18 protein-coding genes are annotated in these 21293 nt (G+C 44.9%); 13 read left to right on the top strand and 5 right to left on the bottom strand.

The genetic code is table 11. The features are described 5' to 3' along the window. From K2P83_RS12970 to K2P83_RS12955, 4 genes are all read right to left on the bottom strand, one after another. On the bottom strand, positions 1-1878 hold a 1878-nt coding region (locus K2P83_RS12970), incomplete at its 3' end, for a DNA topoisomerase III (protein WP_292929849.1). A gap of 167 nt (positions 1879-2045) precedes the next feature. Further along, a complete protein-coding gene (locus K2P83_RS12965) occupies positions 2046-2504 on the bottom strand; it encodes a DUF494 domain-containing protein (protein ID WP_292929847.1) in 459 nt (152 codons plus the stop codon). A 64-nt stretch (positions 2505-2568) separates the two neighbouring features. Further along, positions 2569-3669, bottom strand: a complete 1101-nt coding sequence (gene dprA, locus K2P83_RS12960) for a DNA-processing protein DprA (protein WP_292929845.1) — start codon at positions 3667-3669, stop codon at positions 2569-2571. 18 nt (positions 3670-3687) lie between these two features. Next, positions 3688-4722, bottom strand: a complete 1035-nt coding sequence (locus K2P83_RS12955) for a LysM peptidoglycan-binding domain-containing protein (protein ID WP_292929843.1) — start codon at positions 4720-4722, stop codon at positions 3688-3690. A gap of 99 nt (positions 4723-4821) precedes the next feature. Here K2P83_RS12955 and def point away from each other — a divergent pair, with 99 nt between their 5' ends. From def to K2P83_RS12895, 12 genes are all read left to right on the top strand, one after another. Next, positions 4822-5325 carry a peptide deformylase gene (def, locus tag K2P83_RS12950; protein WP_292929841.1) on the top strand — a complete coding sequence of 168 codons (504 nt, stop codon included), beginning with the start codon at positions 4822-4824 and terminating at the stop codon, positions 5323-5325. 121 nt (positions 5326-5446) lie between these two features. Then, positions 5447-6406 carry a methionyl-tRNA formyltransferase gene (gene fmt, locus K2P83_RS12945; protein WP_292929839.1) on the top strand — a complete coding sequence of 320 codons (960 nt, stop codon included), beginning with the start codon at positions 5447-5449 and terminating at the stop codon, positions 6404-6406. Continuing rightward, positions 6399-7676 carry a 16S rRNA (cytosine(967)-C(5))-methyltransferase RsmB gene (gene rsmB, locus K2P83_RS12940; RefSeq protein ID WP_292929837.1) on the top strand — a complete coding sequence of 426 codons (1278 nt, stop codon included), beginning with the start codon at positions 6399-6401 and terminating at the stop codon, positions 7674-7676. Before fmt ends, rsmB begins: the two co-directional genes overlap by 8 nt. Positions 7677-7713: 37 nt before the next feature. After that, positions 7714-8283, top strand: a complete 570-nt coding sequence (locus K2P83_RS12935) for a DUF4390 domain-containing protein (protein ID WP_292929835.1) — start codon at positions 7714-7716, stop codon at positions 8281-8283. After that, positions 8283-10460, top strand: a complete 2178-nt coding sequence (locus K2P83_RS12930; RefSeq protein WP_292929833.1) for an ATP-binding protein — start codon at positions 8283-8285, stop codon at positions 10458-10460. The genes K2P83_RS12935 and K2P83_RS12930 overlap by 1 nt, the downstream gene beginning before the upstream one ends. 147 nt (positions 10461-10607) lie before the next feature. Beyond that, complete coding sequence (locus tag K2P83_RS12925; RefSeq protein WP_292929831.1) at positions 10608-11870, top strand: sigma-54 dependent transcriptional regulator; 1263 nt, start codon at positions 10608-10610, stop codon at positions 11868-11870. 141 nt (positions 11871-12011) lie between these two features. Next, a complete protein-coding gene (tkt, locus tag K2P83_RS12920) occupies positions 12012-14027 on the top strand; it encodes a transketolase (protein WP_292929829.1) in 2016 nt (671 codons plus the stop codon). 80 nt (positions 14028-14107) lie between these two features. Continuing rightward, entirely contained in the window at positions 14108-15106 is a 999-nt protein-coding gene (gene gap / locus K2P83_RS12915) for a type I glyceraldehyde-3-phosphate dehydrogenase (RefSeq protein ID WP_292929827.1), read from the top strand. 137 nt (positions 15107-15243) lie between these two features. Then, the gene (locus K2P83_RS12910; protein WP_292929825.1) at positions 15244-16422 is read left to right on the top strand and encodes a phosphoglycerate kinase; all 1179 of its coding nucleotides are present in this window, start codon (positions 15244-15246) and stop codon (positions 16420-16422) included. A gap of 15 nt (positions 16423-16437) precedes the next feature. Then, positions 16438-17889 carry a pyruvate kinase gene (pyk, locus tag K2P83_RS12905; protein WP_292929823.1) on the top strand — a complete coding sequence of 484 codons (1452 nt, stop codon included), beginning with the start codon at positions 16438-16440 and terminating at the stop codon, positions 17887-17889. A 127-nt stretch (positions 17890-18016) separates the two neighbouring features. After that, the gene (fba, locus tag K2P83_RS12900) at positions 18017-19081 is read left to right on the top strand and encodes a class II fructose-bisphosphate aldolase (RefSeq protein ID WP_292929821.1); all 1065 of its coding nucleotides are present in this window, start codon (positions 18017-18019) and stop codon (positions 19079-19081) included. Between the two features lie 198 nt (positions 19082-19279). Further along, entirely contained in the window at positions 19280-19918 is a 639-nt protein-coding gene (locus K2P83_RS12895; protein WP_292929819.1) for a hypothetical protein, read from the top strand. 83 nt (positions 19919-20001) lie between these two features. On the opposite strand, the gene K2P83_RS12890 is transcribed toward K2P83_RS12895, so the two are convergent. Then, positions 20002-20280, bottom strand: a complete 279-nt coding sequence (locus tag K2P83_RS12890) for an oxidative damage protection protein (protein WP_292929817.1) — start codon at positions 20278-20280, stop codon at positions 20002-20004. Positions 20281-20695: 415 nt separating this feature from the next. On the opposite strand from K2P83_RS12890, the gene K2P83_RS12885 reads away from it, so the two are divergent. Beyond that, positions 20696-21232, top strand: coding sequence for a hypothetical protein (locus tag K2P83_RS12885; protein WP_292929815.1), 537 nt, complete (start codon positions 20696-20698; stop codon positions 21230-21232). Positions 21233-21293 lie beyond the last annotated feature (61 nt).

The following is a 21293-nucleotide window of genomic DNA, read 5'->3' as shown; positions in this document are numbered from 1 at the left end:
CAGTAAGGAGAAGTCTCCCGCAATGGTTTCGCCGCGATGGGTTTTGGCTTGTTCCACAATATGGCTTGTCATGGCAGCAATTTTCTCCATGAACGCAGTGCGTTTTAGGTGACCTTGCTCAATCTGGCGTAACTGGAATTCCCAGTTGCCTGTTAATTCAGGTGAAATCAATTCGGGAATCTTTAGGCCACGTAATAACGTGATTAGTGAGAAAGCTTTGGCAGTTGGGTGAAGCTCGCGCCCTACACGCTGTAGATAATTCTCAAATACCAAGCCTTCTATAATAGCCGCACGTGTTGCTGGCGTGCCAAGACCTTTCGCGTTCATAGCCGCACGCAGTTCCTCATCTTCAACAAGTTTTCCTGCGCTCTCCATGGCGGAAAGTAATGTGCCCTCATTAAATCTCGCGGGCGGGCGAGTTTGATTTGTGATAACGTTAATTTCTTCAGTGATAACCGATTCACCCGGGGTAATTGCGATGAGTGTTGTGTCATCTTCCTGATCATCCAATTTGACTGACTTGCCGTAGACTGCCTGCCAGCCAGGATTGACCATGACTTTACCCTCGGTTCTGAAAGGTTCGTTTCCAACTCGGGTGATTCGGGTGGTAATCAGAAATTCGGCAGCGGGAAAGAAAATTGCCAAAAAACGTTTGGTAACTAAATCATAAAGTTTTGCTTCAGTTTCATTTAGTTTGGTCGGGTTTAATGAAGTGGGAATAATGGCAAAATGATCTGAAATTTTGGCATTATTAAAAATGCGTTTATTTGGAATTACCCAGTTTGAAGTTAGGATTTTTTGGGCAAATTTTCCATAATCCGTATTTTTCAAACTTTGCAAAGTATCTTTAACTGTGGCGATATAATCTTCTGGTAGTGCGCGTGAATCAGTTCGAGGATAAGTTAATACCTTATGTTTTTCATATAAAGCTTGAGCCAGTCCAAGGGTTGTTTTGGCAGAAAAACCAAAGCGACTGTTAGCTTCTCGCTGTAAACTGGTTAAATCATAAAGCAATGGACAGATTTCTTTGCTTGGTTTGCTTTCTTCGTTAACGTAACCGGGCTTCCCCTGGCATTTGTCACGAATAACCTCGGCTTTCTTTTGTTCCCAGATTCGTTCAGGCTTTAATTCTTGATTGATCTTATCCTTGCTGAATTTTTCATCAAACCACTTACCGTTATAGTTGCCATTACTGGCTGCAAACGTGGCATGAATTTCCCAATAATCTTGAGGGCGGAATTTTTTGATTTTTTCTTCACGTTCGACAAGAATCGCCAACGTCGGCGTCTGTACTCGCCCAACTGTAGTTTTATGAAACCCCCCTTCTTGGGAATTAAAAGCGGTCATGGCGCGCGTGCCATTGATTCCGACCAGCCAATCTGACTCTGAGCGGCTGACAGCGGCTTCAGCCAGAGACTGTACTTCCGAGTTATCCAGTAATTTGGTAAACCCTTCCCGAATTGCATCGGGTGTCATGGATTGCAGCCAAAGGCGTTTGACCGGTTTATTGATGCCGACATGACGCAGGATGTAATAAAAAATCAGCTCGCCTTCCCGTCCCGCATCACATGCATTGATAAGCGTATCCACATCTTTACGTTTGATGAGCTTGCTGAGCAATTTTAAGCGCGAGGAAGTTTTTTCGATCGGGTTCAAATCAAAATGCGGTGGAATAACTGGGAGATTAGCAAAGCTCCATTTGCCGCGCTTTACTTCATACTCTTCTGGGATAGCTAGTTCGAGCAAGTGACCTACTGCTGAAGATACGACATACTGGTCGTTTTCGAAGTAATCAGTGTGTTTGGTAAAGTTACCCAATACCCGCGCGATATCTGCTGCAACAGAAGGTTTCTCAGCAATAATCAGCGATTTACTCATGAATTTCCCGGGAAAAGCCACTGGCCATTGATGTGAAATCAAACATGTTGATTGTTACTACCGAGTGACTATTATGAATAGAGATTACAAGCATATAGTGTTGAGTCTAGTGGACATACGCACACCAGTGCTCATCCGTTATGACCGAATGAAGGATACGGTTAGTCTTAATGCCGGTAATGAGAGTCACTGACAATCAATAATTTCTCAAGCATGACATCGTCGGTGAGCTGGTTCTGAATGCACAATTCTGTTAGGACAATCAGTTTGATTTTCTCAAGGCTGGATGAATTTTCATCCATCGTCAGCACGCGATCAATCAACAGTTCCCTTTGTAGTGGGTTAATAATGCCAGCTTGTTCCAAAAAGAAAATAAATCCCCGGCCTTCGGTGTCAATTTTTTCTATTTCAAACTCTGTAAAGCAACGGAAAGAGTCGTTTTCTGCAAAGCTTGCCGGATAATTGCCGATATCGTGGCGTGCTAGCTCCGAGAGCCAGTTCAGTGTCTCGCTAATATCTTCATCTGCAAATCCGGCCATGGTGAGTTTGCGAGTCAGAGTGGCAGAGTCAGGGTAGCTTCCTGAGTCAAAATAATTTTCAAATAAATAAACGAGTATATCGAACATAATTGAGTGTAATAAGTTACAAGTCTGAATAGAGACCGGAATATTTGGTTGATCTTATCCGATATTATTGAATTCTCTGATAACACCCTCCCGGCAAACTGCTGACCTGACCGTCAAGCTCAAGCGTTAATAGCATGGCTGATACAACTTCAGCCGTCAAGCCACTACGGGTACACAACGTATTGATATCTACGGCATCATAGCCTAGGTGTTTGAGTAATACGGTATTTTTAGTTGATTGCCCGGTAGTAAATTCTTTTCCTTTATCGAGATTATCATTGCTGATAAATGGAAAATAATTTAATTCATCTAAAATATCCTGTGTATTTTCTATCAGCTTTGCACCTTGCTTAATCAGTGCATGGCAGCCTTTTGAGAGCGGTGAATGAATAGAACCCGGGATCGCCATTACTTCGCGACCTTGTTCTAATGCCTGACGTGCTGTGATCAGTGATCCGCTTTGTAATGCAGCCTCTACCACCAGACAACCTTGACTCATGCCGCTGATAATACGGTTCCTACGCGGGAAATTCCTACCAATGGCAGGTGTGCCGAGAGGAAATTCAGAAATTAATGCACCTTCCTTGGCCAGTCTATGTGCCAAGAGATGGTTCTTAGCAGGATAAACAATGTCCAGGCCAGTGCCGACAATGGCGATACTGGCAGCAGCGCCGCTTAAACCGCCCTGATGAGCGGCGGTGTCTATACCTAATGCCATGCCGCTGATGATGCAGAGTCCGGCATTGCTGGCTGCTTCAGAAAAAGCTTCTGCGTTGGATAAGCCTTGCGGCGTGGCATTGCGGCTGCCAACAATAGCCAGTGCGGGTTTTCGTAAGAGTTCCCGCTGCCCTTTGAAATAAAGTAACGGGGGAGGGTCGGCAATGTTAAGTAGCTGCGTTGGGTAATCCGAATCAGCCAAAGTGATGATGGCATTGGTGGGGTCTTCCAGCCATTTAAGCGCACCAGAAATCTTATTGCGATCAGCACCTTGCTTAATGCTTTTGGCAATTGGATTCTTTACAATGCGTTCGAGCGCGGTGATAGGTGTCGAAAATATTGACGCAGGACTGCCAAAAGCAATTAAAAGCCGACGAATGGATTCGCCGCCTAGGCCGTCAATGAGATTAAGATTCAACCATGATTCAATATCCGGTGCATGTTTCATGAATGTGTGGCATTAATTTTAGGGCGTTTTAACAGCATCCAGTATTTTTATGGAGTGTGTGCTTTGTACGACCAAGGCATAGGATATTTTATCAAAAATTCGAAATATAAATATTAATCCGGTTCTTTCATCCGGTAATTGTACCATTTCTCCCTTAAGGGATTTTTCCTGGCTTCTCCGATAGATAGCAAGAACATGACCCATTTCCAAGCCATCCAATTCGCCTTTATTCAGTGTGACGATGTCGCCTTTGCCAATTTCAGTGACACCGCCGTAAACAGAAATGATTCGTCCGTTGATTGAAAAATCCGGTGCATGGGGCGCGTAGTTATTGAATAGAGTAGCCGGGGCGGGAACCAGACGGTCGCCTTTGAGAATTTCTTCCGTAGCGCGTGTGATGGTTACTGTGCTGACATCAGCAAAAATATTCGCCCTGGCATCTCCCAGGTAGGTTGCCTCATAGCCGAGGATAAGGCCTTCTTTGTCCGGATCTTTGAGCGCCTTGCCGGGGCGGAAGATTTGCCATGTTGTGCCTTTGTCTTTAGGTAATCTACTGACATAAACCGCGTTATCTGTACTTAAAACAACCCGGCCTTCACTGGAGCCCAATATATAAGGTGCATCGGCAAGGCCATCTTTTTCAATGACTAACGGTTGACTTAAAAAAGGCTCAATGGCTGATGCCGGTATGCTGGAAATCGCTGCAGTACTCGATTGTTCTGTACGTATTTTAGGCGTTAGTTTGACTGTTTTTATACCAACGTCATCTTCTACAAGTCGCAATCGACCGCCATAAGGTGTCCTTTCCAATATTACAATATCACCTGGGTAGATCTTGTGCGGATTCTTCACTTGTTCGCGGTTGAATCCCCAAATCTCAGGCCAGCGCCAGGGGTCTTTAAGAAATCTGGAAGCAATTCCCCACAGGGTATCACCGGGTACAACCACATACTGATCGGGTGAATCGCCTCGCAGTATAATATTCTCAGCATTGACAGGCGACACAGAAAGCAGGCCCAGGAATAAAATCATAGCTATAATAGGCTTTTGCATGAACAATCCCAATGATAGGTAGTTATAAAGCATAAAGAATGATTATCTAATGATACGGTCTAATTGCGCTATTGGGTTTATTAAACTAAATAAATTTTTATGGCTATTCTAAAAATATTACAATACCCGGATGAGAGGTTGCATACTGTAGCGGCTCCTGTAGTGCAAGTCACGGATAAAATCCGCTTGTTGATACAAGATTTGGCTGAAACAATGTATGCCGCGCCGGGGATAGGGCTTGCAGCAACGCAAGTGGATGTGCATGAGCGTGTGATTGTCGTTGACACTTCTGAAACGCATGATCAATTGCTTGTTTTGATCAATCCTGAAATTATTGCTAGAAATGGTTTGTCTGATTATGAGGAAGGTTGTTTGTCAGTACCGGGTATCTATGGGAAAGTACAGCGTGCCGAATCGATTACTGTAAGCGCTCTGGATGCTCAAGGCGAATCATTTGTTCTGGATGCCAATGGTCTATTGGCGGTGTGTATTCAGCATGAAATGGATCATCTGGCAGGAAAGGTGTTTGTTGAATACTGGTCACGGCTCAAGCAGGTGCGCACTTTAGCGAGATTAAAGAAAAAACAACGAAATACCATGTAAGAATCGTGCTTTTATGAAAATGTGAAGTGGTTTGTTCCCTGAAATTCCCCGGATTCATGGTTTTCTTCTGTCAATGGTATTGATCCGTGGAATCCAAATAAATGAAAGATTGATGTGCCTAATGAGAATCATTTTCGCTGGAACTCCCGTTTTTGCTGCGACTGCACTGGATGCACTACTCAATGCAGGTCATGAAATTATACTGGTGTTGACCCAGCCGGACCGTCCTGCTGGCAGAGGAATGAAAACGGCCGCCAGCGCCGTCAAGCTGCTTGCCCAGCAACATGATCTCGCGCTGTTACAACCATTAACGCTTAAATCTGCCGAGATGCAAGCGCAATTGCTGGCATTGGCCGCAGATGTGATGATTGTGGCGGCCTATGGCTTGATTTTACCTGAAGCTGTGTTAAAAATTCCTCGCTTGGGCTGTTTGAATATTCACGCTTCGATATTGCCGCGCTGGCGCGGGGCTGCGCCGATTCAACGAGCTATTCTGGCGGGTGATCATGTAACCGGTATTACCATCATGCAAATGGATGTAGGGTTGGATACAGGTGCCATTTTATTAAAGCGTAGCATGGCGATTTCACCGGATGACACTGCGCATTCATTGCATGACAGGCTGGGTCTGCTTGGTGCGGAGAGTATCGTTGATGCTCTGGTACTGCTGCAACAGGGAAAACTTGTTCCCACAGTGCAGGATGAGACACTGGCCTGTTATGCCGCCAAAATAAAAAAAACAGAAGCAGAAATTGATTGGCGGCAGAGCGCTGAGCAAATTAACCGTGTAGTGCGAGCGTTTAATCCAAATCCAGGTGCCTATACTTATTTCCGGGATGTTGTTTTGAAGATCTGGCAAACGAAAGTAGTCGTGGAACGGGGAATTGGAAAACCAGGGGAAATTGTTGTGGTTGATCGTGAAGGCATTACTGTAGCTTGTGGTTCTGGCGTGTTGCAGATTGAAATAGTGCAAAAACCCGGTGGGAAGAAATTGAACAGTGCAGATTTTCTAGTGGGAAATAATTTACAGCCGGGGGAAAATTTTTCTGCAGTAAAATATTCCACTTCAACGCATGATTAAAACCCAGCTTGTTGCGGCTTCTGTGATCAGTAAGGTGCTGGCCGGAGCAAGTTTGACAGCAGTATTGCAAGAAGTTTGGCGCGCAGACCCCACGTTATCGCGACAGCAAAGAGGTGCTATTCAGGATTTGAGTTATGGTGTGGTGCGATTTTATGGGCAATTGGAAGCAATTCTTAGTTTGTTGCTAAAGAAATCACTAAATGACAAGAGCCTGCATCATTTGCTGTTAGTCAGCTTATATCAATTGCAATACAGTAAAGCATTGCCGCATACAGTAGTTGATCAGGCAGTTTCGGCCTCACGATCTTTACTACATGGCAAAGGAATGCAGGGGCTGGTGAATGCGGTATTGCGCAATTTTATCCGGCAGCGCGATAGCTTGTTGAAAAAAGTTGCTGAAAATGAGGTTGGACGTTATTCGCATCCACAATGGTGGATCGATAAATTGCGCTGGCAATACCCGAAAAACTTTCAAGCCATATTGGAGGCAGGCAACAAACGTCCTCCGATGACTTTGCGGGTCAATCAACGTAAGATCAGCGTGGAAACTTACCGTAAGCTGTTGGCAGAGAAAACGATGCATACAGAATTGCTGGATTCTGGCGCACTGCAACTGATTCAGCCAGTTATGGTGGAAAGCTTGCCTGGTTTTGCAGAGGGCCTGGTAACCGTGCAAGACGCAGGAGCCCAGTTTGCAGCGACGTTTCTGGATGTGCATGGCGGCATGCGCGTATTGGATGCTTGTGCGGCACCCGGAGGGAAAAGTACGCATTTGCTGGAATTGGCTGATATTTCGTTGACGGTACTGGACAATGATTCAGCTAGGCTTGCTCAAGTTCAGCAAAATCTTGCACGCTTGAATGTGACAGCGGAACGTCTGTTGTGCGGAGACGCCTCGAATTCCGATGAATGGTGGGATGGTCTGTCGTATGATCGTATTTTGGCGGATGTACCTTGTTCTGCTTCTGGTGTAGTATGCCGACACCCAGATATTAAATGGTTGCGGCGTGAAAGTGATCTGGTCAAGTTTTCAGCCGTTCAACAGGCAATCCTGAATGCATTGTGGAAAATTTTAAGCAGGGATGGTAAGTTACTTTATGTTACTTGCTCGATCTTTGCCGAAGAAAATACAATGCAGGTAGAAAAATTTCTTAAACATCATCCTGATGCATGTCCATTACCGCTTTTTGGGGCTGCAATGGTGGATGGGCAGCTGTTACCAGATATTCAACATGATGGTTTCTTTTATACATTGTTGCACAAGAACTAGCCAAAGTATGTGGTGCGCACAGTCATCCCTTTCCAATTTGATTTTTTTTCTGTTGATTTTGTGGTTGCCGGTTACGGTTGCGCAAGCAGAAGGTATCCAAATAAAGTCTGTCAGTATGGCAGCAGTTGAGCAAGGGTATGAAATCAGCATTGATTCTGAGATTGCTTTAAATGCTACGTTGGAGCAAGTGCTTGAGAAAGGCATCGTGCTTTACTTCGTGACTAAATTTAGTTTGGTTGATTCGCGTTGGTATTGGTTTTACGACGAAGTTGCACGTGGTAAATTAAGAGTCGGGTTAAGATATTACGCGCTGACGCGCCAATATCACTTGAACCATCCGTCGTTTTCGCAAAGCTTTAACACATTAACTGAGGCATTGCAAGCCTTGGGTCAATTGCGTGATTATCCATTGATTGTCAAATCCGATTTAAAAAACGATGTCGATTATATCGCGTCATTGCGTATCTGGCTGGATTTAACGCGTATGCCTAAACCATTTCAGGTTGAAGCATTGGGTTCCAGAAAATGGGATCTGAGTTCGGACAAACTAGAGTGGCGCATGAAGTTACCAATACCAGAGCAACCGTTCCAAATCAAAGGTCATTAATGAAGCATGTGCTCATTATTGGTGCAGGACTGGGAGCGGTGATGCTTTTTTTGCTGGCTACCGCAGGTGCCAATACGGAGTTTTTTGAACGTAAATACCGGCTATTGCTAGGTATCAATATTGCTTTCGTATTGTTTCTCATGGTTATCGTGGGGTTTTTGTTGTGGCGGTTCCGGCGCAGACTCAAGTCGGGTGTATTCGGATCCAGATTGGCGCTACGTTTAATGTTGGTTTTCTCGTTGATGGCGATCCTTCCTGGTGTTTTGGTATATGCCGTATCGGTTCAATTTCTTGAGAAGAGTATTGAGTCCTGGTTTGATGTTAAAGTCGACCGAGCGCTTGAGGGGGGATTGAATCTAGGGCAAACCATGCTTGAGAACTTGCTGGGAGAATTACAGAAGAAAGCACAAGCTACTGCATTGATATTATCTGAGTCTTCCAGCCAACCGTTACTAGTGCTTAATGAGTTATTGCTGCAATCGCAAATCGAGGAAGCAACTTTGTTTAATCAAGATGGCAAAGTAATTGCATTTTCCAGTGAAAGTAACTTGGCGTTATTTCCTGAAATGCCCAGTGCAATGGTGTTGCGGCACATTAGAATTCAAAAAGCCTACAGTGCTGTTGAGTCTATCGCGGATAAGGGTTTGTATTTGCGTGTGGTTGCGCCTGTCAATGTGTTGAGTCTGAAAGAAGATATTCGAGTGCTTCAATTTTTGCAGCCGGTTCCTGTGCAATTGGCAAGAGATGCCGAACGGGTGCAAGCAGGGTATCGGGATTATCAAGAGCTTTCTTTGTCCCGTCAGGGATTAACCCGGTTGTATAGCGTTACATTGACACTGGCATTACTTCTATCATTATTTTCAGCATTGGCGGCCGCGTCATTACTCAGTGAAAAATTGAGTGCCCCGCTTGGCATGCTGGCGGAAGGTACGCGTGCTATTGCGCAAGGCGATTACAGCCGCCGTCACTTGGTCCAGAGTAGTGATGAGCTGGGTGTGTTGACAGAGTCTTTTAATTTGATGACGCAACAACTGGAGGAAGCGCAGGCGACAGCGCAACATAATCAGCAGGAAGTAGAGAGTGCGCGTGCACATCTGGAGAGTATTCTGGCAAATCTCTCATCCGGTGTATTGGTGTTTGACAATCAATTGGTTTTATCCAAGGCAAATCGTAGCGCAGAGCAAATACTGCAAATCCCTATGATCAGTCTGGACGGCTCAATCATTGAAGGCTGTGTGAGTAATGAATCGCAATTGGATACTTTGGTTGCAGAGATCAGAGAAGGTTTTAACTCTGGAGAGACGGGTGTTTGGCAACGTCAATTAACGCGTTTAGGGGATGGTAATAATCAAGTTTTACTGTTACGGGGAACACGTTTGCCCAAGATATCTGGGGGGGGGGGGGTGGTAGTTTTTGACGATATTACTAATTTACTACAAGTGCAGCGTGCCGTTGCCTGGGGTGAGGTTGCTCGCCGACTTGCGCATGAAATTAAAAACCCGTTGACACCAATTCAGCTCTCTGCTGAGCGGGTACAGCATAAGTTGATCAATAAACTGGATGTGGAGGATGCAAAAATATTGCGTCGTTCTACTGAGACGATTGTGAATCAAGTTGAAGCATTAAAAAGAATGGTCAATGAATTCAATCAGTATGCACGTGTTCCTGAACTGGAATTACGTCAGCTTGACTTTAATCGATTGGTGCGAGAAGTATTGTCACTGTATGAAACAGCAAGTATGTCAACCGATAATAGTAAACACTTACAAATCAAACCGGCATTGGCGGATGATTTGCCTGTAGTCAGAGGCGATGCTGCTCAGTTACGTCAGGTGTTGCATAATTTGTTGCAGAATGCGCAAGATGCTTTGGTAGATACATCAGAGCCTATGATCGAGGTGAGAACAGAGATGGTGCATGGGGGGGTGCAACTGAGTGTGCGTGATAATGGTTGCGGTTTTTCGGATGAGATCAGGGCGCGGGTTTTTGAGCCTTATGTCACGACTAAGTCGAAAGGTACTGGGTTGGGGTTGCCCATTGTCAAGAAAATTGTTGAAGAGCATGAAGGCCTGATACATATTGAAAATACTAAACCCCATGGCGCACAAATTTCAATTATCCTGCCGACGGTAGAAAAGAATATCTCTGCGGGGAATAACAAACTGGCGTTAAGTTAAATTGATGAATCAGTGATTACAGAAAAAATGAATAAAATCTTTCATATTCGGGCGCTTCTCTATCCAAAAAACTTGGAATCCATAGATGGTCGTTAATTTGACAGTTATCGATAAGCTGATTAGATTTCGTTAGTGGGGTGATTCTAGATGATAACAAACAATACAATACTTGTTGTTGATGACGAAATTGGTATACGCGAACTGCTGTCTGAGATTTTGCGTGATGAAGGCTATCGTGTAGCTTTGGCGGAGAATGCTGAGCAGGCAAGAATCTGGCGAAGTCAAACGCGTCCGGATCTAGTATTGCTAGATATTTGGATGCCTGATACCGATGGCATTACGCTGCTGAAAGATTGGGCCAGTAATGGAATGTTGACGATGCCGGTAATCATGATGTCTGGGCATGGCACGATCGACACAGCGGTCGAAGCGACGCGTATTGGTGCATTTGGTTATTTGGAGAAACCAATACCGCTGCAAAAGTTGCTGAGTACTGTCAGTAAGGCTTTGCGAGGGGGGCAAAGTAAGCAGCAATCAACACTTTCTCTTGCCAGTTTGGGTAAAGGTATTTTAATTACAGATCTCAGGAAAAGATTAGAGCAAGTCGTAAATCTGAAAACGCCTTTGCTTCTGATGGGAGAGCCGGGTGCTGGTGCGGAAATATGTGCGCGTTTTATGCATCGCCCTAATACACCCTGGGTAGAACCAGAGACATTGGTGTCGCTAGCTGAATCACCAATCGATTTGTTAGAACTTGCGCGTGGTGGCCTGTTATTTCTAAAGGATGTGGGTGAAATCAGTAAATTGGCGCAGAAGGGTTTGTTGTTATTGTTTAGCAAGCTGGATAAATATAACGTGCGGTTGGTTTGTGCGACATCCCAACCATTGGCAGAGTTAACGGCGCAAGGCGTTTATCATCCCAAATTATACGAAGTGTTGAGCAGTTTAAGTATTGGCATTCCAGCATTGAGAGCGCATAGGGAGGATATTCCTGATTTAGCAAGTCAAATTTTGTCGCGTTTTGTTGAATCGGGTGAGGCTTCATCAATCTTGCAGTTCAGCACGGCGGCGCTTAACTGCTTACGGAATTATGATTGGCCTGGCAATCTAACACAGTTAGCAGGTGTCGTACATTCTTTGGCATTGACATGTACCGGTGATGAAATTTCGGCTGAAGCCGTTCAACAGGCAATGGTTTTTCCAGAATCGGCATCTACATCTGTTGCTCCTGAAATTCCATTGGATCTTTCACTGCGAGAAGCACGTGATTTATTTGAAAAAACTTACTTCGAAAGATTAATCGATCAAGAGAGTGGCAATATGACGCGTGTGGCTGACAGGGCTGGATTGGAGCGCACACATCTTTATCGTAAAATAAAATTACTGGGAATTAAACTGCGGGGAAACTGATTTTGTAAGAAAATTTTTCTGCTACTGGATTGGTTTTGTGCGCAAAATAATAGATAATGCTAACTTTTCCGCCGATGTATAGCATATCAATATGCAGACCGGCCATTTCTGTTTGTTGAAAATATAAGGGAGTTAGTATCGATGGGTACATTCAAGGATTTTGACGCGCCGGTGTTTAAAGATTTGACCAGTGCTATTCGTGCATTGGCGATGGATGCCGTGCAAAAAGCCAATTCTGGTCACCCCGGTATGCCGATGGGTATGGCTGAAATTGCTGAGGTGCTGTGGATTCACCATCTGCGTCATAATCCTGGCAATCCAGAGTGGGTCGACCGTGACCGGTTCGTGCTTTCCAACGGGCACGGATCCATGTTGATCTATGCCTTACTGCATCTGACTGGTTACGATTTACCAATGGAAGAAATTAAGCGTTTCCGGCAGTTTCATTCAAAGACGCCAGGACATCCGGAATATGGCTATACCCCTGGCGTAGAAACCACAACAGGACCATTAGGTCAGGGGATTACCAATGCGGTAGGTATGGCGCTGGCAGAAAAGGTGTTGGCTGCTGAATTTAATCGTCCTGGCTATAATATTGTGGATCACCATACCTATGTTTTTCTGGGTGACGGCTGTCTGATGGAGGGCATCTCGCACGAAGCTTGTTCCTTGGCAGGTACCTTGGGTCTAGGCAAACTAATCTGTTTTTACGATGATAATGGTATTTCCATTGATGGTCATGTGGAAGGCTGGTTTACCGACGACACGCCAAAACGGTTTGAGTCTTATGGCTGGCATGTTGTGCCCAATGTCAACGGGCATGACCCAGAAGCGATTGAGGCAGCGATTGAAGCTGCCAAGCAAGTAAACGATAAACCATCGATGATTTGCTGCAAAACGGTTATCGGTCTGGGTTCGCCGAATATGGCGAATACTCATTCAGTGCACGGTGCTGCATTAGGTGACGCGGAAATTGCAGCTACTCGTCCACACATTGGCTGGCATCATCCACCTTTTGAAATACCACAGGAAGTTTATAGCGCTTGGGATGCAAGATCAAAAGGTCAGAAACTTGAAACTGAGTGGAACCAGAAATTTACTGAATACGCAGAAAAGTATCCAGCCGAAGCTGCTGAATTTAACCGTCGTATGGCAGGGGATTTGCCTGCAAACTGGCGCAGTCATGTCGACAGCGTTATCAATCAAGTAAATGCAAAAGCAGAAACGATTGCCAGCCGCAAAGCCTCACAAAACGCGATTGAAGGCTTGGCACCAATTTTGCCGGAATTGATCGGCGGTTCTGCGGATCTGGCGGGATCAAATTTGACTTTATGGTCAGGTTCTAAGGGAATTAGCCAGAAAAATGGTGGAAATTATGTCTACTACGGTGTGCGTGAATTTGGCATGAGTGCCATGATGAACGGACTATCTTTACATGGCGGTTTGATTCCTTACGGAGCCACATTCTTGATGTTTTCTGAGTATGCCCGTAATGCACTGCGCATGTCGGCATTGATGAAAATTCGCAATATCTTCGTATTTACCCATGATTCCATTGGTTTGGGTGAGGATGGCCCGACGCATCAACCCGTAGAACAAACGGCCACATTGCGTTATATCCCCAATATGGATGTATGGCGGCCCTGTGACACCGTTGAATCAACTGTTTCTTGGGCACGTGCCATCGAACGTAAAGACGGTCCTTCAATATTAATTTTTAGCCGTCAGAATCTGCCATTTCAGAAACGGGATGCAGCTACGATCAAATCGATTGATAAGGGTGGCTATGTCTTGTCAGAAGCAGGCAACGGGAAAGCACAAGCTATTTTGATTGCTACAGGCTCAGAGATGGGTCTGGCGATGAATGCGCAAAAAGCATTGGCTGAAGAGGGTATTCATGTGCGCGTTGTTTCTATGCCATGCACAAATGTATTCGATCGCCAGGAACCATCTTACAAGGACAGTGTCTTGTCAAGAGGCGTTAAGCGGGTTGCTATAGAAGCCGGCGTGACAGATTTCTGGCGTAAATACGTCGGTCTGGACGGCGCGGTAGTGGGTATGGACACCTTTGGTGAGTCGGCACCGGCTGATGTGTTATTCAAGCATTTTGGCTTTACCGTAGAGAACGTGGTCAAGACAGTAAAAGACATTCTCTAATCAAATTTATGATTAAAGTAGTTGGCAGACTATGTGTATTCACCTGACAGTAACAAGTTTCTTATTTAAGGAGTTTTAGTATGGCAATTAAGGTTGGTATTAATGGGTTTGGTCGTATTGGGCGTATGGTGTTTCGCTCTGCGGTACAGAATTTTCCTGATATCGAAATCGTCGCTATCAATGATTTGTTAGAGCCGGATTATCTGGCTTACATGTTAAAACATGATTCGGTACATGGCCGTTTTCAGGGCGACATCGCGGTTGATGGGAATACATTGGTCGTCAATGGTAAAAGAATTCGATTAACAGCGATTAAAGATCCGGCTGAGTTGAAATGGAATGAAGTGGGTGCAGACGTCGTGGTTGAGTCGACAGGTCTATTTCTGACCAAGGAAACCTGTGAAAAACATTTGGTGGCAGGAGCTAAGAAAGTGATTATGTCGGCACCTTCCAAAGATGATACGCCAATGTTTGTTTATGGTGTGAATGATAAATCTTACAAAGGTGAAAGCATTATTTCCAATGCCTCCTGCACTACAAACTGTTTGGCACCGATAGCCAAAGTACTGAATGATAAATGGGGCATTAAGCGAGGATTGATGACGACTGTTCATGCCGCAACAGCGACACAAAAAACTGTGGATGGTCCGTCCAATAAAGATTGGCGTGGTGGCCGCGGTATTCTGGAAAATATCATTCCATCTTCAACGGGTGCTGCCAAAGCAGTGGGCGTTGTGATTCCTGAACTGAACAAAAAACTGACCGGTATGGCTTTCCGTGTTCCAACATCGGATGTATCTGTTGTGGACTTGACGGTAGAGCTGGAAAAAGATGCATCCTACGAGGAAATTTGTAAAGCGATGAAGGATGCTTCTGAAGGTTCAATGAAGGGCGTGCTGGGATATACCGACCAGAAAGTGGTATCCACCGATTTCCGTGGCGAGAGCTGCACCTCTATTTTCGATGCGGAAGCGGGGATGGCTTTAGATAAAAGCTTTGTTAAAGTAGTCGCCTGGTATGACAACGAATGGGGTTATTCCACCAAAGTGCTGGAGATGGTTCGTACCGTTGCCAAGTAGTTTTGTATTTGAAGATACGTGGTTAAGAAAAAATAGAATCTTGATTGCTATCTGACTTTAATTTTCAATTCGTTAAGACATAAAGGGTAGCGCTTGCTATCCTTTATACTTTCTTAAAGACAATTTTGGAGCTTGCCGTGTCTGTTATTAAACTTGTTGACCTTGATCTGAAAGGTAAGCGTGTATTTATACGCGCTGATCTGAATGTGCCTGTGAAGGATGGTAAAGTAACATCGGATGCACGCATTACTGCGTCGATGGCGACGATTAATCATTGTCTTAAACAAGGCGCCAAAGTGATGGTTACATCCCATCTGGGTCGCCCTGAAGAAGGCGTATGGACAGAGGATAATTCATTGAAACCGGTCGCGGATAATATTGCAGACTGTTTAAATAAGCCTGTGCGTTTAATCCGCGATTGGGTAGATGGCGGTTTTGATGTGGCTGACGGAGAATTGGTGGTACTGGAAAATTGCCGCATCAATAAAGGTGAAAAGAAAAATTCGGAAGAGACTGCACAAAAATATGCAAAATTGTGCGATGTCTTTGTGATGGATGCGTTTGGCACCGCACATCGTGCTGAAGCGTCAACTCATGGTGTCGCAAAATATGCGCCAGTGGCTTGCGCGGGTATTCTGCTTACGGAAGAACTGGAAGCACTGACCAAAGCTTTATTGAATCCGGCGCGCCCAATGGTTGCGATTGTCGGCGGTTCCAAAGTTTCAACCAAACTGACAGTGCTCGAGTCGTTATCCGAGAAAGTTGATCAGTTAGTTGTGGGTGGTGGTATTGCTAATACATTCCTGAAAGCAACCGGTAAAAATGTTGGTAAATCATTGTGTGAAGAGGATCTGGTTCCAACGGCCAAGGTGCTGATGGATAAAATGACTAAACGTAATGCATCGATTCCCATCGCAATTGATGTGGTGGTGGGTAAGAAATTTGATGCCAACGAACCTGCGGTACTGAAAGATGCGGGTAATGTGAGCGACGACGACATGATTTTTGATATTGGCCCAAAAAGCGCACAAGAATTGGTGGATATCATCATGCGTGCGGGAACTATTGTTTGGAACGGTCCAGTTGGCGTATTTGAATTTGATCAGTTTGGCGCGGGAACTGAGAAAATCGCCCGGGCAATTGCCGAAACGAGTGCTTTTACGCTAGCGGGTGGGGGTGATACTATTGCTGCGATTCAGAAATATGATATCTATGACAAAATATCCTATATATCAACGGCAGGTGGTGCATTCTTGGAATTTTTAGAGGGTAAGAAATTACCCGCAGTAGAAATATTAGAAACACGCGCTAACTAATCGTCAAGAGAGATAATGATTCGAAGAACAAAAATTGTAGCAACACTCGGCCCTGCCTGTAGTAATCCAAAAATACTGGATCGCATGATCCGGGCTGGCGTGGATGTTGTTCGGATTAATTTCTCTCACGGCACACGTGAACAACATATTGAGTTTGCAGAATTGACCCGCTCTCTAGCGCGAGCGGCTGGCTTAACTGTTGGTGTTCTGGCGGATTTGCAGGGCCCTAAAATCCGTGTTGGCAGGTTCGAGCACGGAAAAATCAGGCTTGAAGTGGGTGACCCGTTCATTTTAGATGCTACTTGTGAAATGGGTAATCAGGAAAGAGTCGGGTTGGACTATAAAGAACTGCCGAATGATCTGGAAGCTGGTGCTACGCTGATGCTGGATGATGGCCGTATTGTGCTGAGCGTTTCGCACGTGAAAGGGCATCAAGTGTTCTGTGTCGTTGAACAAGGCGGAATATTGTCGAACAATAAAGGTATCAACCGCAAAGGCGGCGGACTGGGAGCGCCTGCCTTGACGAGCAAGGATCTTGAGGATATCAAAACGGCTGCACTAATGGGCGCCGATTATTTGGCCGTTTCGTTTGTTCGTTCTGGCGATGATATCCGGCAAGCACGGGCACTGATGCAGGAGGCGGGTGGTAAAGGCATGATCATGGCGAAGATCGAACGCTCAGAAGCCATTCTTGCGCTCGATGATATTGTGGAAGCATCCGATGCGATTATGGTGGCGCGCGGCGATCTGGCGGTTGAAGTGGGGGATGCTGCTGTTCCGGCCCTGCAAAAGAGAATGATTCGCTCCGCACGCGGCAATAATAAGTTAGTTGTAACTGCAACGCAGATGATGGAATCGATGATTACTAATCCAATTCCAACGCGTGCTGAAGTATCGGATGTCGCTAATGCGGTGTTGGATGGAACCGATGCGGTCATGCTGTCGGCAGAATCGGCAGCGGGTGAATATCCGGTGGAGGCGGTAGAGGCCATGGCACGCGTGTGTCTGGAGGCCGAGAAAGAATATTTGGTCAGTCATGATAAGCGGATGGCAAATACCAGTCCGTCCAGCATTGAAGAAGCCATCGCCCGTGCCACGATGTTTACCGCCAGCGGGCTGCAGATTCGCGCGATCGCCGCCTTAACGCAAAGCGGTGTGACCGCGCTACTCATGTCGCGGAGAAGTTCCAAAGTACCTATTTTTGCACTGAGCCCCAATGAAGAAACACGCCGCAGAGTGACGTTATTCAGGGGCGTTTATCCGGTTGAATTTGGCGAAGGGCTGGATGATCCGGAGATTATTCTCAATCTGGCTGAAGAAGAACTGCTCCAGCGTGGTGTCGTACGAAATGGTGATATCATGGTGATGACGATCGGCGAGCCGGTCGGTAAGTCAGGCGGTACCAATACGATGAAGATTATCAAAGTCGGCGAATGGAAATTAAGACAAGGTGTGGATGCCACATAAACTGATGGGCATGCAATGCCGATCTGGAATAACGATAGCAACGGTGAAAAGAGTCAAAGATTTTGAAAGAACAAGCGTTTGTATTAAATCAGGATCACATTAAGATAATTTTTTGAAGGAGATTTAAATGGCACTCGTATCATTAAGACAACTACTCGATCACGCAGCAGAAAATGGTTATGGCTTGCCTGCTTTTAACGTTAACAATCTGGAACAAATCCAGGCGATTATGCAGGCGGCTGATGAATGCAACAGTCCGGTTATTATGCAGGGCTCTGCAGGCGCGAGAAAATATGCCGGTGAAGCATTTTTGCGTCATCTAATTGAGGCAGCCGTTGAATCCTATCCGCATATACCGATTGTCATGCATCAGGATCATGGCGCCTCTCCATCCGTTTGTGTCAATGCAATCCGCAGCGGTTTCTCCAGCGTCATGATGGATGGCTCATTGCAAGCAGACGCCAAAACACCTTCTACCTATGAATACAATGTCAAAGTCACAGCAGATGTTGTCAATACTGCACATTCGGTCGGTGTTTCGGTGGAAGGCGAACTGGGTTGCCTGGGCTCATTGGAATCCGGCATGGGAGAAGCGGAAGATGGACATGGGGCAGAAGGTGTGTTGTCTCATGATCAATTGCTGACCGATCCGGAAGAAGCTGCCGACTTTGTGCGCAAAACCGGCGTGGATGCCTTGGCAATTGCCATCGGAACCTCTCACGGCGCTTACAAATTTACTCGTAAACCCACAGGCGATATTCTGGCCATTCAACGCATCAAAGAGATTCATCAACGTATTCCCAATACTCATTTGGTGATGCATGGTTCCAGCTCAGTGCCGCAAGAATGGCTGGAAATCATTCGTCAATACGGCGGTGATATCAAAGAAACCTACGGCGTACCAGTGGAAGAAATTCAAGAAGGTATTAAATATGGCGTGCGCAAAGTTAATATCGATACCGATATCCGCCTAGCCATGACCGGCGCAATCCGCCGCAGCCTGGAAAAAGACAAAAGCAATTTTGACCCGCGCAAATTTCTGAAAGAAGCCACCGCAGCAGCGAAAGACATTTGTAAGGCACGCTTTGAGGCCTTCGGCTGTGCCGGACAGGCTGGTAAAATCAAACCGATTTCGCTGGAAAGTATGGCGAATCGTTATTCGAAAGGTGAATTGAACGCAATTATTAAGTAAGTCAAATCGCAGTAGTATTTAATAAATCCAAGATGGGTTGTGCTTTTCTGCACAATCCATCTTGGATTCAAGATCTGAGAGTATCATCAGATCTCCTTAGTTATACATTCCCTTCTTAGCACCCGAAATCAAATGGCTCAAAGATCTAACCAGGATATAGAGCGACACTATTTCAATATATTCTGTAAGCACTATAAGTTGCCTGAAGGGACTATCATCTTTGATGATAAGCCGGATGTGATTTTGGAAGGAGAAAGGAGAATTGGAATTGAGATTACCAATTTCTTTCTTGAGAAAGGAAATCTTGAAGAAAGCGAACAGAAACAGAGTATTGTGCGAAGATCTGTGGTTTCTATGGCTCACCAGTCTTATTTAGACAATGGTGGAAAAAGAATTGAGCTTTCTTTGTCATTTGATAAAGTTGATTACATTCAAAACCAAAAGCTACTTGTTGAAAAAATTACTACGTTAGCAAAAAATATTGATGAATTTAGAGCGGGGTTGATACAACGAGATGTTTTTAAAAACATACCCGAACTTTCATCTGTTTATCTGAATACGGGAGAATATGAAGATCCGAAGTGGCGGATTGTCCAGTGCTATTCTGGTCAGCTCATGTCAATGGAGAAGCTACGTGCAATTGTCAGCGTTAAGGAAGAAAAGTCGAAACATTATAAGCCTTGTGATGCTTACTGGCTTGTAGTAATAGTTGACTCCAGTGATCGATCTCAAGAGCAAGAGATTCAGATTAATGATTTTGAAAAGATCACTTCAACAGCTTTCGAAAAAGTGATCATTTTCAGAACTCATTCTAATGACGTATTAGAGGCGAAATAAAGTGCGAGTTAAGAATTAAAAGGATCTTAGTCTAATCTCACTTTTTATTCGATTCTGTGCAACTTTCTATTTCATAAAATGAGCTATGATTGGCCCTGGGGAGGAACATAACCAACCGGTTTTTCCGCCCCTGAACCAAAAAAATGCGCTTCCAGTTGTTCAGCTAAATATTTGCGTGCTTTGATATCCGAAAGATTCAAGCGATTCTCGTTGACCAGCATGGTTTGGTGTTCGATCCATTGATGCCAAGCTTCTTTGGAAACATTTTCAAAAATACGTTTGCCCAGTTCCCCGGGATAGGTTTGAAAATCTAAGCCTTCGGCTTCTCGGCCTAGTTTGATGCATTTGACTATTCGTGCCATTTGATGGATTACTCATGAAAAGATGATCTATGAACAGCCGCTATTATGAAAGCTTTGCGGCATTCAGTAAATCACTGTTGGTATTATTCCTGATACTTTTCGCAATAGGATTGCTCAAGTCGATTAATTTATGTTTTTTGTGTCTGGATGCTACTTCATACAGGCGCAGGGAGAAGGATGTTTCTGAGTCTATTTAATCTTTAGCACAGTTTTTACAGCGCTTTTCAGAATTTAGCAAATAATTTTCTAAAGTATCATTCTTTAGAGGAGCCAATTTGTAACTAAATCTGTGGTTTTTCGTGCTAATAGAACCGGAATGAATTATCAGTTAAGTTACATATGATTTTGATAGTTCATAAAGCTATCAGCGTTTCATACTTATGAAAAAACGTACTCTCTTCTATTCTGATCGGTGATGATGAAGTTTCTACCATCTTCACTGAGCCATCATAATTTACTGTTGGGAATTAGCCTGACAGGGTTTTTGTGCTTAGTCGCTACGTTCTTTATCTATGTTGATGCAGAGAAGAATATAGGTCAAGCTAATATATCGCGTCACCAAGCGATTTTACTTGCCGATGAATTGCGCCAATCCTCAGATGATCTGACGCGTATGGTGCGTACCTATGTAGCGACGGGTGATTTGCGATATAAAAGGAACTTCGAGGAAATTCTGGCGATTCGAAATGGCATAAGTGCTCGCCCGAGCGAATACCATAACATCTACTGGGATTTAGTGTTGACGGACGATGTACGGCCAAGGCCAACGGGGGAAGTGTTACCGCTGCTTGAAAAGATGCGGCAGACCGGATTCTCTGTGGTAGAACTGGAAAAGCTTGCTGAAGCTAAGACTCAATCCGATGCGCTCGCACGCATCGAAGAACGGGCCATGAAGTTGATCGAATTTGGAGCGGACAACTATGAAGCCAACCGGCAATCTGAGGTATGCTGATTTTCATGGAGTCCGAAGTTTCATAAAATGAAGACATGAAATGGAGGATGAAGATGGAATT

Source organism: Nitrosomonas sp. (assembly GCF_019752415.1).
In the GTDB taxonomy this organism is placed as follows: Bacteria; Pseudomonadota; Gammaproteobacteria; order Burkholderiales; family Nitrosomonadaceae; genus Nitrosomonas.
Note: the sequence above shows the minus strand (reverse complement) of the source record. Positions and strands in the feature narration are given on the sequence as shown.